At 42.8% G+C, this 15,483-nt stretch carries 10 protein-coding genes and 1 other annotated feature; of the genes, 7 read left to right on the top strand and 3 right to left on the bottom strand.

The genetic code is table 11. The features are described from left to right. Nucleotides 1–125 precede the first annotated feature (125 nt). From CGICJO_RS02240 to CGICJO_RS02230, 3 genes are all read right to left on the bottom strand, one after another. A complete protein-coding gene (locus CGICJO_RS02240) occupies nt 126–638 on the bottom strand; it encodes a hypothetical protein (RefSeq protein ID WP_486499488.1) in 513 nt (170 codons plus the stop codon). A gap of 242 nt (nt 639–880) precedes the next feature. Continuing rightward, on the bottom strand, nt 881–1,765 hold the full coding sequence (locus CGICJO_RS02235; protein WP_486499487.1) for an NAD(P)H-hydrate dehydratase: 885 nt from the start codon (nt 1,763–1,765) through the stop codon (nt 881–883). 56 nt (nt 1,766–1,821) lie between these two features. Further along, the gene (locus CGICJO_RS02230) at nt 1,822–2,355 is read right to left on the bottom strand and encodes a DUF6106 family protein (protein ID WP_486499486.1); all 534 of its coding nucleotides are present in this window, start codon (nt 2,353–2,355) and stop codon (nt 1,822–1,824) included. Between the two features lie 269 nt (nt 2,356–2,624). Next, nucleotides 2,625–2,848 (top strand) — a binding site (T-box leader). A gap of 100 nt (nt 2,849–2,948) precedes the next feature. Between CGICJO_RS02230 and pheS the strand changes: the two genes are divergently transcribed. From pheS to CGICJO_RS02195, 7 genes are all read left to right on the top strand, one after another. After that, entirely contained in the window at nt 2,949–3,971 is a 1,023-nt protein-coding gene (gene pheS / locus CGICJO_RS02225) for a phenylalanine--tRNA ligase subunit alpha (RefSeq protein WP_486499485.1), read from the top strand. Between the two features lie 19 nt (nt 3,972–3,990). Next, the gene (pheT, locus tag CGICJO_RS02220; RefSeq protein ID WP_486499484.1) at nt 3,991–6,369 is read left to right on the top strand and encodes a phenylalanine--tRNA ligase subunit beta; all 2,379 of its coding nucleotides are present in this window, start codon (nt 3,991–3,993) and stop codon (nt 6,367–6,369) included. A 325-nt stretch (nt 6,370–6,694) separates the two neighbouring features. Further along, complete coding sequence (gene metF / locus CGICJO_RS02215) at nt 6,695–7,552, top strand: methylenetetrahydrofolate reductase [NAD(P)H] (protein WP_486499483.1); 858 nt, start codon at nt 6,695–6,697, stop codon at nt 7,550–7,552. A 14-nt stretch (nt 7,553–7,566) separates the two neighbouring features. Then, on the top strand, nt 7,567–8,211 hold the full coding sequence (locus CGICJO_RS02210; RefSeq protein WP_486499482.1) for a vitamin B12 dependent-methionine synthase activation domain-containing protein: 645 nt from the start codon (nt 7,567–7,569) through the stop codon (nt 8,209–8,211). Then, complete coding sequence (locus CGICJO_RS02205; protein WP_486499481.1) at nt 8,201–10,594, top strand: homocysteine S-methyltransferase family protein; 2,394 nt, start codon at nt 8,201–8,203, stop codon at nt 10,592–10,594. Before CGICJO_RS02210 ends, CGICJO_RS02205 begins: the two co-directional genes overlap by 11 nt. Nucleotides 10,595–10,726: 132 nt before the next feature. Further along, complete coding sequence (locus CGICJO_RS02200) at nt 10,727–12,661, top strand: RCC1 domain-containing protein (RefSeq protein WP_486499480.1); 1,935 nt, start codon at nt 10,727–10,729, stop codon at nt 12,659–12,661. Between the two features lie 28 nt (nt 12,662–12,689). Beyond that, nucleotides 12,690–15,383, top strand: coding sequence for a hypothetical protein (locus CGICJO_RS02195; protein WP_486499479.1), 2,694 nt, complete (start codon nt 12,690–12,692; stop codon nt 15,381–15,383). Nucleotides 15,384–15,483 lie beyond the last annotated feature (100 nt).

The raw sequence follows: 15,483 nt of genomic DNA, 5'->3' as shown, positions 1-15,483 counted from the left end.
AACCTCCGTTATATTTAAATTCTTTTGATGCATATAATCATCATGAGTATATCACACACAACAACCCTTTGCAATATTATTTTTATTATTCCTTTACAGAACTATAACCGTGGTCGGATTGTGTTTTATATATTAAAAATAAATTCTATTTCTACATCATCAGAGGAATAGGAAACTACCTTTCCGCTTTCTTTATCCAGTGCGAAATCAAATTCCTTTGAATAGATTTTACCCTTGCACAGCAAAAGACCGTTTTCCTCAGCATAAGGGGTTATCTGTGGCGTTGAGGAAAGATATTCAATAAAATTGTAAAGCTGCTGGGATGGACTTGTGTCGGGGAGATAGTGGTTTTCGGTCTGACAAAATTTTTCACCTATACCGGACTTGAAAACATCGCCTTTAAATCCTGTTTTAAGACCGCAAAGACTTTCCGGCGAGGTGATTTCAATAATCAGCGGAGAATTTTCGCTGTAGCTTATGTCCGCCGTGTACTCAAGACCCTTGCAGTTTATATTTGCCGAGCAGTCAAAGGAAAGGTCAGCCTTTTGGGGAGAAATTTCCTTTTGAGAACATCCGGAAAAAATCGCCGCCCACATAATTATAAGAATTGCCGAAGATAAAAGAAAAATTTTTTTCATAATATAATACCTCTATTTTCATTAAATAGTTTTTATTTCTTTATTTTTCTTTTAACTAATCATTCTTGATATTTGCTGATTGATACTTTAACTAACCCATATGTGGGTGAGCCATTCCGAAGAATAAGGAAAACGTCTCGCCCGCCTTGAAATGAACTTTATTTCTAAACTAAATCCTTGCAAGGCGGAGATAAAAAAGTTTCGTCCGACCTGAAACGGAAGTTGATTTATATATCCTACATTTACTGGTCGGTTATAAAAAAGAAGGCTTTTGAAATATTTTTTAATGTGTCTGTTGGGAGCATGGAAATCATGCCCTGCTGTTTGGCGGTTATATCGCCGGCAAGACCGTGTACAAACACGCCAAGGCAGGCGGCATCAAAAGGTGAATATCCCTGAGCCAGCAGAGAGCCTACAATTCCTGCGAGAATGTCGCCGCTTCCGCCTGTGGACATTCCCGGATTTCCGGTGGTGTTTACCCTGTATTCGCCTGTGGGTGAGGCAACAACCGTTCCGGCGCCCTTTAAGACTGTTATTACATTGTACTTTTTTGCAAAATTGCAGGCGCACTCAATGCGGTTGCTTTGAACTTCCTCTATGGTTGTTTTTGTGAGCCTTGCCATTTCTCCCGGGTGAGGTGTGATTATTAAGGGAGCTTTTGCACTGTTTAATATATCTATATGTTCACTTACGCAGTTTAGACCATCCGCATCTATTACCATGGGAACGGCACAGCTTTCAACTATTCTTTCGGTTACTGATGAGGTGAAGAAATTCCAGCCCATGCCGCAGCCCAAAACCACAGCGGAGGCTGTTTCACAAAGCTTTAAAAGCTCTGTACAGTTGCTCTGTGAAAAGGTTTTGTCTGTGGTTTTTATTGGGTGGAAAACGCACTCGGGAAGCCTTACCGCCGCAACGGGATAAATGCTTTCGGGGATTGCAAGGCGCATAAGACCAACGCCGGAACGTAAAGCGCCCATTGCCGCCATCATTGCCGCACCTGCCATGCCGTAGCTTCCGCAGATTGCAAGAAGATTTCCGAAAGTTCCCTTGTTTGAATCTATGGGACGGGATTTAATTTTATCCTTTAAAAATTCCTTTGTAATAAGTGGTGTGTTGTTTGACATTTAAAATCACTCCGTTAAAAAGACAGGCGGCAAAATTACTGCCGCCTGAATTGTATTTATTTTTTGTAGTAAAGTTCTGTTATGATTTCTCTTCTCAAGTATGGGCGCATTGCCTTGAAGATTTCATCGTTAGGTGTAAAGGCTACAGCCTTTGTACCGAATTTCGGGTCACGGTAGGTTATAACGTATGTATCGTCATTGTTGTAATCCTCGCAGGCATATACGTTTTTGTTGATTTTAATGCTCTGAAGTTTTGGGTCGGTAAATTTGCAGAAATTTTCTATTGTGGAAATTTTTATGTCCACAAGATTTTTTCTTCTTTTCTTTGCAATTATTTTGTCAATAACAAGATATTCGTTGGTTACGGAATATTCAAACTCAAGATTTGTTCCCTGAGCTACAAAGATTGCAAGGTAAATAAAAGCAAACACAACGATGAATGACAAAATCAGCATAAACGGCGCAAACATAATAACCAGAAGCACTGAAAGTCCGGCAAGAATAAGACCGATCATAATAACCAGTGCCACAGTGGCATAGTCAACCGCTTTTCTTTTCTTTTTAACAAGCTGTTCCACGAAGATGTCCATATTTTTCCTTTCCGACGGTAGATTTCCGACCGGCAAAGCCTTTTATTTTTCCGAAACATGAGGAAAGGTTCTGCCGTTATCTTACCATTTTTAAAATAAATTATTTGTTGATATACGCCGTAAACTCTCAGTTTCTTTTGTAGATAAAACTCACAAACTATTAGAGGGTTTTCGGCTAATATTGTATATGATAACATATATCCGAAAAAAATTCAATAAAGCCCTTGCATATTTCACAAAAAAATGATAATATTACAAAGATAGCTGATGATAACACGATGACAAAGGAAGTAGCTTTCCCAAAAGCATTGCCCAGAGAATGTGCGCCGTGGCTGGAAGCGCACTGCTTTGCAGGGTTTGTGAAGTTCCCTTTTGAGTGGCGAGGCTGAAATTTCAGTAGGCTTCGACGGCAGGCACCGTTATATGCCGAAGGAGTGTTTGCTCTTTTTGAAGCAAAAAACAGGGTGGTACCACGGATAATTTCGTCCCTTTGGCATTTTTATGCCGATGGGGCTTTTTTATTTTTCCGCCGTATTTTAAATTGTGTTAATTTATCAGAAATATAAACTGCTTAAAGGAAAGGATTGACTTTGATGAAAGAACAGCTTGAAGCCATAAGACAAAAGGCTTTAAATGAACTTGAAAATGCCGCATCAATTCAGGATATTGAAGCGGTAAGAATTAAATTCCTGGGCAAAAAAGGCGAGCTTACAGGAATTTTGAAGCAGATGGGTAAGCTTTCCGCCGAGGAAAGACCTGTTGTAGGCCAGCTTGCAAATGTTATCAGAAGCGAGATTGAAGCAAAAATCGAAGATGACAGCAAATCAATCGCCCAGAAGCTCCAGGCAGAAAAGCTCAAAGCCGAGAAAATCGACGTTACTCTTCCGGGCAAGGCTAAGGTTTTGGGAAGCAGACACCCGCTCACCGTTGTGCTTGACGATATTAAGGATATTTTTATCGGTATGGGATTTGATATTGTTGACGGCCCAGAGGTTGAAAAGGATTACTACAACTTTGAGGCTCTCAATATTCCAAAGGACCACCCTGCAAGAGATACACAGGATACATTCTATATAAATGAAAATATAGTTTTGAGAACTCAGACTTCACCGGTTCAGGTTCGTGTTATGGAGAAGCAGCAGCCTCCTATCAGAATTATTTCTCCGGGAAGAGTTTTCAGAAGCGACGCTGTAGACGCAACACACTCACCTCTCTTCCACCAGATTGAGGGACTTGTTGTTGACAAGGGCGTTTCCTTTGCAGACCTTAAAGGAACTCTTGAAATCTTCATAAAGCAGCTTTACGGCGAGGACAGCGTTGTTCGTTTCAGACCTCACCACTTCCCATTTACAGAGCCTTCCGCAGAGGTTGACGTTCAGTGCTTTAACTGCCACGGCGCAGGCTGCCCTCTTTGTAAGGGCGAAGGCTGGATAGAAATTCTCGGCTGCGGCATGGTTCATCCAAAGGTTTTGGAAACCTGCAACATCGACCCGGAGGTTTACTCAGGCTTTGCTTTCGGTCTCGGACTTGAAAGAATTGCAATGAGAAGATACAACATAAACGATTTAAGACTGTTCTTTGAAAACGATGTTCGTTTCCTCAAGCAGTTTGACTGATAAAAGGAGGTAGAATTTTATGAATCTGTCAATGAGATGGCTTAAAGAATTTGTAGATATAGAAATGCCTCCGAGAGAATTTTCCGAGGCAATGACCATGAGCGGTTCTAAGGTTGAGGGCTATGAAATTGAGGCTGAAAACACAAAGAACGTGGTAGTGGGAAAGGTTTTGTCCATTGAAAAGCACCCGGACGCTGACAAGCTGGTTGTATGCCGGATAGACATCGGCGAGGGCGAGCCTGTTCAGATTGTTACAGGTGCTAAAAACCTTACAGTTGGGGACTATATCCCTGTTGCTAAGGATAATTCAGTTTTGCCAAACGGCGTAAAGATTAAAAAGGGCAAGCTCAGAGGCGTTCCATCAAACGGTATGCTCTGCTCACTTTCCGAGCTGGGACTTACAGCCCACGACTTCCCGTATGCAGTCGAGGACGGAATTTTTGTTCTCGGCGACGACTGCGACAAAACTCTTGGCAAGGACATCAGAGAGGCAATCGGTCTTAACGACACAAAGGTTGAGTTTGAAATAACCTCAAACCGTCCTGACTGCTTCAGCGTTATCGGTCTTGCAAGAGAAGCAGCCGCAACATTTAACAAAGAGCTTAAACTTCACAAACCTGTTGTAAAGGCCGGAAACGGCGACTGCACAGGTATGCTGGATGTTAAAATAGAAAACCCGGAGCTTTGCAAAATCTACTCCGCAAGAATAGTTAAAAACGTAAGAGTTAAGCCTTCACCACGCTGGCTCAGAGAGCGTCTGAGAGCAATGGGCGTTCGTCCTATCAACAACATCGTTGATATTACAAACTATGTAATGCTTGAATACGGCCAGCCTATGCACGCTTTTGACCTTAGATTTATCGACGAGGGCAAAATCAGAGTAAGACTTGCCAAAAACGGCGAAAAGATTACAACACTTGACGGCATTGAGAGAACACTCACCGACAAAAACCTTGTAATCGCCGACGCAAACAAGCCTGTTGCTATTGCCGGTGTTATGGGCGGCGAGTACTCAGGTATCATGGACGATACAACAACTATCGTATTTGAAAGCGCAACCTTTAAGGGTTCAAGCGTAAGAATTACCGCAAAGTCCCAGGGTATGAGAACAGACGCTTCCTCAAGATATGAAAAGGGTCTTGACCCTAACGCCTGCCTCCCTGCTCTTGAAAGAGCCTGCGAGCTTGTAGAGCTTCTTGACGCCGGTGACGTTATGGACGGTATCCTTATGGATAAGCAGTACGAAGAGGGCAACCACACAATCAAGTTCGAGCCAGAATGGACAAACAAGTTCCTTGCAACAAATCTTTCCCGTGAAGAGATGATAGACATTCTCCACAAGGTTGAATGTAAGGTTGAGGGCGACACAATCACCGTTCCCACATTCAGACCTGACCTTGAGTGTAAGGCAGATATCGCCGAGGAAATCGCACGTTTCTACGGATACAATGTAATCGATTCAACAGCAATTTCCGGCGGCGCACAGGGCAAGTTCACAGAGCGTCAGAAGTTCGACAAGACAATTTCCGCAGCAATGCTTGCTTTGGGCTTCAACGAGATTATGACATATTCTTTCATAAGCCCGAAATATTACAATAAAATCCTTATGCCGGAAAATCATCCTTTGAGAAATTCCGTTGTAATCTCCAACCCTCTGGGCGAGGATACCTCAATTATGAGAACAACCGCTCTCCCAAGCATGATGGAGATACTTTCCAAAAACTACAACAACAGAAATTCAAATGTAGCTCTCTTTGAAATTGCAAGAGAGTACATCCCAACAACTCCTGATGAGCTTCCTATAGAGAAAAACGTACTTGTTGCCGGCGTTTACGGCGACGACGCAGACTTCTTCACATTAAAGGGAGCAGTTGAGAGAGTTCTTGAAAAGACATGTGTTAAGAACTGGGATATTTATGCTTCTGAAAATGAGTTCGGATATCATCCGGGCAGATGCGCAGTTCTTGAGATAAACGGCAAACGCCTTGGCGTTATGGGCGAAATTCACCCGGACGCTGCAAAGAACTATGACATCGACACTAAGGTTTACTGCTTCACCCTTGACGTTGACCTTATGTTTGAAAATGCACAGCTTGAAAAGACATTTATTCCGCTTCCAAAATATCCGGCGGTTTCCCGTGACCTTGCTGTTATCTGTGATGAGGATATTCCTGTTCTCACCCTTGAAAAGGAAATAGCAAAGGCAGCCGGCAAGCTTCTTGAAGAGGTTAAGCTCTTCGACGTTTACCAGGGAAAGCAGATTGAAGCAGGCAAGAAGAGCGTAGCATTCAACATTGTTATGAGAAGCGCAGAAGCCACCCTCACCGAGGAGCAGATAAACTCTGTAATGAAGAAATCAATCGAAGCCTTAGCCTCCATAGGCGCAACCCTCCGATAATTTTATAACCGACCTGCAAAGGGTGGTTATAAAAATAAGGTTCTGCACAGGTCGGGCGAGACCTTCTGTTAAGTCTTTGGAATGGCTCGCTTGTATTTGGGTTGAATTTTAAATAATAGAAACAACAACCGTGGTTCTTTAAATTTTGAACCACGGTTATTTTTATATTTAATCATAATTATAAAAATATATTTCAGGTTGGTTTGTTAGTTAACATCATCTCTGTAACAGGCGTATTTTTACCATTTAGTGTTGTGTTACCGGTCGTATTGTGGTATTATATGAGGTAATAGATTTTAAAATTATGATACAGCAGGTGATGAATATGAATATAGCAGATAAATTTAATAAGGGAAAGACAGTGCTTTCCTTTGAGGTTTTCCCTCCGAAAAAAACATCTCCGGTGGAGACTATTTACGGAACACTGGAAAAGCTCGTGGAGCTTAGACCGGACTTTATAAGCGTTACTTACGGAGCAGGCGGAAGCAATGTGGGACATACCGTTGAAATCGCTTCAAAGCTTATAAACGACCATAAAATAGACGCTTTGGCTCACCTTACCTGTATCAACAGCGAAAAATCCCATATTGACAGAGTTTTGGAAGAATTTAAGGCTGGAGGAATTGAAAATATTCTGGCTTTGAGAGGCGATATTGTCCCCGATAAAGAGCCTTGCCACGACTTTAAACACGCTTCCGACCTTTGCAGCTACATAAAGGAAAAGGGTAATTTTTACCTCAGCGGAGCTTGTTATCCGGAAGTTCATGTGGACGCCGCAGACGAGGTTGAGGACATACTCAACTTAAAGAAAAAGGTTGACGCAGGTGCAGAGCATCTTATAACTCAGCTTTTCTTTGACAATAACGCCTATTACCGTTTCAGAGAAAGGGCAAGAATCGCCGGAATAAATGTGCCTGTTTCTGCGGGTATTATGCCGGTTGTAAATAAAAAGCAGATAGAGAAAATGGTTTCCCTGTGCGGAGCAAGTTTTCCGGCTAAGTTTTCAAAAATTATGGCGAAGTACGAGAGCAATCCCGAGGCGTTGAGAGACGCAGGAATTGCCTATGCGGTTGAACAGATTGTTGACCTTATTGCCAGCGGAGCAGAGGGTATTCATATCTATACAATGAACAACCCGTACATAGCGGAGAAAATCACCTCTGCAATAAAAAATCTCCTTTGATTGAGGGGAAACAGATGATAAAGCTTGAAAAACTCAGCAGACAGGAATGTCTGAGATATCTGGGAGGAAAAAACCTTTCAGTGACTCCTCAGATAGAAAATTTGCTGGATATCTGCGAAAAGAAAATATTTGAAACGGCTTCGGTCAAATATCTGTATAAGGAAATCCCTGTTGACAGTCCGGTGCTTCATCACGGAAATGATATTGAGGAGCATTTAAAGGGCTGTGAAAAGGCTGTTGTAATGTGCGCAACTCTTGGTGCAGGAATTGACAGGCTTATAAGGGTTTCCCAGATAACCGATATGTCGGAAGCGGTGGTTATTGACAGCCTTGCAAGCGTTGCAATAGAACAGGTGTGCAATCAGGTTGATATGATTGTAGCTTCACTTTATCCCGGCGAGTATCTCACATTCAGATTTTCCTGCGGATACGGGGATTACCCAATAGATTTGCAGGGGGAATTTCTGAGGATTTTAGACGCACCGAGAAAAATAGGCCTTTGCACCAATAAAAGCTCTTTGCTTACCCCTACAAAGTCGGTTACGGCGGTTATGGGAATTTCAAAAAATCCTATTGAAAAGAGAAAAAGAGGCTGCGCCGTTTGCAATATGAGGGAAAACTGTAAATTCAGAAAGGCGGGTTTGCGCTGTGACATTTAAAGAATTGCTTGAAACAAAAGAGTTTATAATTCTGGACGGAGCAATGGGAACAATGCTTCAAAAGTCCGGATTGAAAGTTGGAGAAATTCCGGAACTTCTGGGAATTTCCCATCCGGAAATTATAACCGGCATACACAAAAGCTATATAGACGCAGGCGCCCACATTATATACGCCAACACCTTCGGCGCAAACAGCTATAAGTTAGAGGGCTGTGGCTACAGCGCAGAAGAGGTTATAAAGACAGCGGTTGTGAACGCCAAAAAGGCGGCGGAAAATACAGACACTCTGGTAGCTCTTGATATAGGCCCTATCGGTCAGCTTTTAGAGCCGGCCGGAGGTCTTGCCTTTGAAGAAGCTTACGAGATTTTTAAGGAGCAGATTTTGGCAGGCAGTGATGCGGATTTGATTGTCTTTGAAACAATGACCGACCTTTACGAGCTTAAAGCCGCAGTTCTTGCCGCAAAGGAAAATTCAGATAAGCCTATAATCTGCACCATGACATTTGAAAAGGATCTGAGAACCTTTACAGGCTGTTCCGTTGAATGTATGGCTATGACATTAAAGGGTCTTGGCGTTGACGCAATGGGACTTAACTGCTCTTTGGGACCTGAGGAGATGTTCCCGATAGCAGAACAGCTTTCACAGTTTTCACCATTGCCTATAGTTATCAAGCCGAATGCAGGCTTGCCAGACCCAAACAGCAACACATACGATGTGTCGCCGGAGGAGTTCGCAGAGAGCATGGCAAAGCTTGTGCCTTTGGGTTTGAGAATCTGCGGAGGCTGCTGCGGAACAACTCCCGAATATATAGAAAAGCTTTGTGAAGCTTTAAAGGATAAAAAGCATGTGGAAAACACCGTGAGAAAATATCCGGCAGTTTGTAGTGCCACAAAGGCTGTGGACATTGAGGAGCCGAGAATAATCGGTGAGAGAATAAACCCTACCGGGAAGAAGTTGTTTAAACAAGCATTGATTGACGGTGATATGGACTACATCTTAAACCAGGCGGTGGCTCAGGTTAAGGGCGGAGCGGATATTCTTGACGTAAACGTGGGACTTCCGGAAATCGACGAAAAAGAAATGATGGTTCGTGCCGTTAAGGAGATACAGGCGGTTGTGGACGTGCCTTTGCAGATAGATACAACAAAGCCGGATGTTTTGGAAGCAGGACTTAGGGTTTATAACGGAAAAGCCATTGTAAACTCAGTAAACGGCGAGGACGAGAGCATAGCGACAGTTCTTCCGCTGGTTAAAAAATACGGAGCTTCCGTGGTTGGTCTTACCCTTGACAAAGGCGGAATACCAAAAACCGCAGAGGGCAGATTTGCCATTGCGGAAAAGATAGTAAAGGCGGCTCAAAGCTACGGTATTTCCCGTGAGGACGTTTATATTGACTGTCTTACCTTAACCGTTTCAGCGGAGCAGGAGGGAGCCGCAGAGACACTCAAAGCCTTGAAAATGGTTAAAGAAAAGCTTGGATGCAAGACGGTTTTAGGCGTTTCAAATATCTCATTCGGTCTTCCGGAAAGAGAGCTTATAAACAGAACATTTCTCACCATGGCTTTGGAAAACGGCCTTGACCTGCCTATTATCAACCCAAATGTGGACAGCATGACAGGAGCGGTGAGAGCCTACAAGGTTTTGAAAGCCATTGATAAAAACTCCGTAAAATTTATCGAAAGCTATAATCAGGCTAATGTGGGAGAGAAAAAGCCACAGTCCACAGCCCAAAAGGGAACAGGGGACTTGGCGGAAGCAATAGAAAACGGACTTAAATCCGAGTGCGCCGCTATAACAAAGGAGCTTTTAAACACAATGGAGCCTTTGGAAATAGTAAACCAAAAGCTTATTCCTGCTTTGGACAAGGCTGGCGATTCCTTTGAAAAGGGAAAAACCTTTTTGCCCCAGCTTATCCAGAGCGCAAATGCGGCTCAGGCTTGCTTTGAGATAATCAAGGAGAAAATAGCATCCTCAAGCAATGCCCCTGTAAGCAAGGGAAAAATAATCCTTGCAACGGTAAAGGGGGATATTCACGATATCGGAAAGAATATTGTAAAGGTACTTTTGGACAACTACGGATATACCGTTGTGGACTTGGGCAGAGATGTTGACCCTCAGAAGGTTGTTGACACAGCTATTGCTCAGAATATAAAGATGATAGGGCTTTCAGCTTTGATGACCACAACACTTAAAAGCATGGAGGACACAATAAAGCTTGTGAGAAACACTCCACAGCTTCAAAATCCCGACGGAACCAGCAAGTGCGTTATTTTTGTAGGCGGAGCGGTGCTCACCAAAGACTACGCCATGAAGATAGGCGCAGACTATTACTGCAAGGACGCAAAGGAAAGCGTTGATACAGCAAAATTGGTGCTTGGTTAATTTAATACATTTAATAAAAAGACTTGTTTTCTTGAGAGGAAAACAGGTCTTTTTTATTGTAGAGTGGTTATTTTGTGGTATAATTGAAAAAAAGGATGAACGGATATTATTTGAATTAGGAGGGAAAAGAAAATGAATAAATGTCCCGTGTGCGGAAAGGAAAATACAGGCTTTGTTTGCAGTGACTGCGGCTTTGATTTAAGCTGTGATTTTGAGAGACTTCCCACATTATCAATGATTAAAAGCGGAAGCCTCTCATGTTCCAAATTAAAAACAATCAAGGAAGCGAAATTTAAAAATGTAAAACGCTGTGAGGTCTGCGGCGGTCACAGCTTTTATTTTGATGAGAAAAAATATCTTTTTATCTGTACAGCCTGCGGAAAGGTTTCAAAGCTTCAAATACCTGAAAAATACAGGAATGAAATAACCAATGCGGATGTTATAAATAATAAACCGAAAAACAGAAAGAAAATAATTTCCCTTGCGGCGGGGGATTATCACACTGTTGTACTGAAAGAGGACGGAACAGTTGGGGCAATAGGCAACAACTACAGCGGACAGTGCAATGTGGGAACATGGAAAAATATTTCCGGGATTTCCGCCGGAGGCTATCACACGGTAGGACTTAGAAAAGACGGAACCGTTGTTGCTGTGGGCGACAATTCCAAAGGACAGTGTAAAACAGGGGACTGGAGGTCTATAGTTTCCGTTGCGGCAGGTTACGAACATACTGTAGGTCTTAGAAGCGACGGAACGGTTGTGAGTACAGGTGACAGAGAAGAAAGCCTTGTGCATGAATGGAAAAATATTACGGCAATCGCCGCAGGACATGACCACACTGTAGGACTTAGAAAAGACGGAACAGCTGTTGCTGTGGGCAATAATCTTAGAGGCTCCTGTAATGTTGAAAACTGGAAAGATATAACCGCCATTGCGGCAGGATATAGATGCACCGCAGGATTAAAAAAAGACGGAACAGTTGTGGCTGTGGGAAATAATTATCTTCTCAGGGAAGCCGTAAAGAGCTGGAAGAGCATAACCGCTGTTGCAGTGGAAAATAACGCAATATTCGGACTTAGAAAGGACGGAACAGTGTTGTCCGTAAGTGAAGACGACTGTTGTCTTATTGAAGGCTCGATTTGGGAAAATATAAGCAAAATTGCGTCGGGAAGATATCATATGGCGGCGGTTGATAAAAACGGCACGCTGATATGCAAAAAATTAAGAGAAGGTCTTCAGCATAAAACCGCAGGATGGAGAAATATCAGGAGGATTTCTGCAGGAGCTGCCGGCGTTGCATGTGTGACATATGACGGCAGTGCTTTATTTGCCGCAAGAAATAAAAACGCTTTCTGGGATGTGAGCGGCTGGAGAAATTTACTTGATATTTCGGTAAACTCTTGTCATATTGTGGGTCTTAAATTTGACGGAAGTGTTGTGGCAATGGGCGACAATGATAAAGGGCAATGTGACGTTTCAAAATGGAAAAACATTATTGCTGTTTCAGCAGGATGGGAACATACAGCAGGACTTAATGCGGACGGCAGAGTAGTGGCTGTGGGCGAAAATTATTTTGGAAACTGTGATGTTAGTAAATGGAAAAATATAAAAGGGATTTCGGCAGGAGATGACTTTACAATAGGAGTAAAAAACAATGGAACAGTCGTTTCGGTAGGAGCGACAGGAAGTGGTCAGAGAAATGTGTACGTTTGGGAAAATATAGAGTCTGCGGCGGCAGGATGTTATCACACGGTAGGTTTAAAAAGCGACGGAACGGTTGTGGCTGTAGGCGATAATTCCAACGGTCAGTGCGATGTGGGCGGATGGGATAATATAATGTCCGTTTCGGCAAGTATGGATAACACAGTGGGACTTAGAAAAGACGGTACGGTCGTTGCGGCAGGAGATAACCGACACGGTCAGTGCGATGTAAAGGACTGGAAAAATATTGTGGCTGTTGCCTCGGGATTCGGCTTTACGGCAGGACTTAAAAGTGACGGAACAGTAGTGATAACAAAGGATATAGATTACGGACAGTGCGACGCTGAGAAGCTTATGGCGGACTAAATATAAAAAATTTGATGGAGGGATTTTTATGAACAGGTGTCCCGTGTGCGGAAAGGAAAATACAGGTTTTGTTTGCAGTGACTGCGGCTTTGATTTAAGCTGTGATTTTGAAAGGCTTCCCACATTATCAATGGTTAAAAGCGGAAGCTTCTCATGTTCCAAATTAAAAACAATCAGGGAAGCGAAATTTAGAAATGTAAAACGCTGTGAGGTCTGCGGCGGCTATACATTTTACTTTGACGAGGAGAAATATATTTTGACCTGCCCTGTATGCGGAAAGGTTATAAAGCTTGAAAAGGCGAAAAAGCGTAATAAAATAACAGCCGTTGCGGTGGGGGATTATCACACTGTTGTACTTAAAGAGGACGGAACAGCTGCGGCAATAGGCAATAACTACAGCGGTCAATGCAGCGTGGGAAGCTGGAAAAATCTTGCGGCGGTTTATGCAGGATGCTATCATACAATAGGACTTAAAAAAGACGGACATGTTGTGGCTACAGGAGATAATTCGGCTGGACAGTGCAATGTTGAGGACTGGTATGGAATTATTTCTGCTGCGGCAGGATATGGCCATACTGTGGGACTTAGAAGAGACGGAACGGTGATTGCCGCAGGAAATAGGTCAAAAGGACAGTGCATTGTGCTTGAATGGAAAAATATTGTGGCTGTTGCGGCGGGATATAATCATACTGTGGGACTTAAAAAAGACGGCACAGTTGTGGCGACAGGCTGGAATTATTATGGAAGCTGTAATGTGCAAAGCTGGAGAAATATAGAGGCGATAGCCGCAGGAGGCAACCACACTGTGGGTTTAAAAAAAGACGGCACAGTTGTGGCAACAGGACAAAATTACTTCGGTCAGTGCGATTTACAAAAATGGAATGATATAGTTGCCGTTGCGGCAGGAAATAATGTGACATTCGGACTTAAAAAAGACGGTACTGTTTTATTTAAAGGCAGCGGTGACTATTGCCTTGATGAAATAACAAATTGGAAAAATATAATCAGCATTGGGGCAGGAGCCTATCATGCAGCTGCGGTTGACATAAACGGCAAGATTATGTGTACAAAATTAAAAGAGGGATTCAGCAATCAAATTGACGGCTGGAAAAATATTAAAGCAATTTCCGCAGGAAGCAGTTGTATTGCAGGTCTGAGAAATGACGGAACGGTTATAACAACAAAAGAAGAAAGCGTAATAAATACGAAAATAGACGGTGTGAAAAATGTGGTTTCTGCTGTGGCTGGAGATAACTATGTACTGTGTCTGAAAGATAACGGAACAGCGGAAGTAATAGGAAACGGAAAAGTAGTAAAATACTCGGTAAGAGATTGGGAAAATATAGCGTCTGTTGTCACAGGACGCCGCCATGCGGCAGGAATTACAAAAGACGGAAAGGTTGTTGCCGTAGGGGACAACGATAAAGGCAGCTGCAAAGTATCCGAATGGGAAAATATTACGTCTGTAGCTCTTGGAAACGAGCACACTGTGGGAGTAAAGAAAGACGGAACAGTCGTGGCAGTTGGAGATAATCTCTTTAAACAATGTAATGTAGAAGAATGGAGAGATATAAAATCCGTTGCCGCAGGAAGTGATTTTACGGCAGGACTAAAAAAAGACGGAACCGTTGTGATTACAGGCTATGGAAATTACCGTTTGAAAGATACGGGCAGATGGACAAATATTTCTGAGATTGTATCGGGAAACTATCATCTGGCGGGATTAAAAAGTGACAGCCGTGTTGCAGCTGCCGGAGAAAATAATGCCGGAGAATGTGATGTTTCCGGTTGGGTAAATATTGCCGCTATAGCCGCCGGAGATAATTTTACAGTGGGACTTAAAAAAGACGGAACTGTAGTTTATGCCGGAAGCAATAAAAACGGAGAAAAGGAAAGATTAAAAGGCTGGAAGAATATAGCCGCAATATCTGCAAAGAGAAATTTAGTTGTGGGATTTAAAAGAAACGGAGAGATTGTGGCAGAAGAGTGCGGTATAAGCCAAAAAACCGATGCTGCAAACTGGAAAAATATTGCCGGTATTTCCATAGGGTGGGAACACACAGTGGGACTTAAAAAAGGCGGCACGGTTGTGGCTGTAGGGGCTGATTACGATAAACGCTGTGATGTTGGCGATTGGAAAAATATAAAAGCTGTTGCCGCCGGGTATGATTGTACCGCAGGTCTTAAAGAAGACGGCACGGTTGTGGCAGCAGGCAATAATTATTATTATAAAAGTTATGTGAACTTCTGGAAAAATATTAAGGACATTTCGGCAGGATTTAGGTTTATAGTAGGCGTGAAAAACGACGGCAGTGTTGTGTCTACAGGAAATAACGTCAATGGTCAGTGTGATGTGAGTAAATGGAAAAATATCGTGTCTGCATCGGCAGGCTGGCACCACACAGCAGGATTAAAAAGCGACGGAACAGCTGTTGCTGTAGGAGGAAACACATACGGTCAATGTAATTTAAAGGGCTGGGAAAATATGGTTTCTGTTTCAGCAGGTATGAATCACACAGTTGGACTTAGAAAAGACGGTACTGTAGAAGCTGTGGGGGATAACCACCACGGCCAGTGCGATGTAGAGGACTGGAACGATATAGTGGCTGTTTCCGCAGGCAACAAATATACGTTAGGACTTAAAAGGGACGGAACGGTACTTATAACCAAAAATATAGATTACGGTCAGAGCGACGTTGAGAAGCTTATGGAGGATTTATAAGGCTTGCAGATAAACTGAGTTCACATTTATAAAAATATGTTTTTGGTCGGTGTATTATTTAACACAATCTCCGTAAAAAGACATATTTTTTATCATTTAC

This window comes from Candidatus Limousia pullorum, assembly GCF_057405065.1.
Note: the sequence above shows the minus strand (reverse complement) of the source record. Positions and strands in the feature narration are given on the sequence as shown.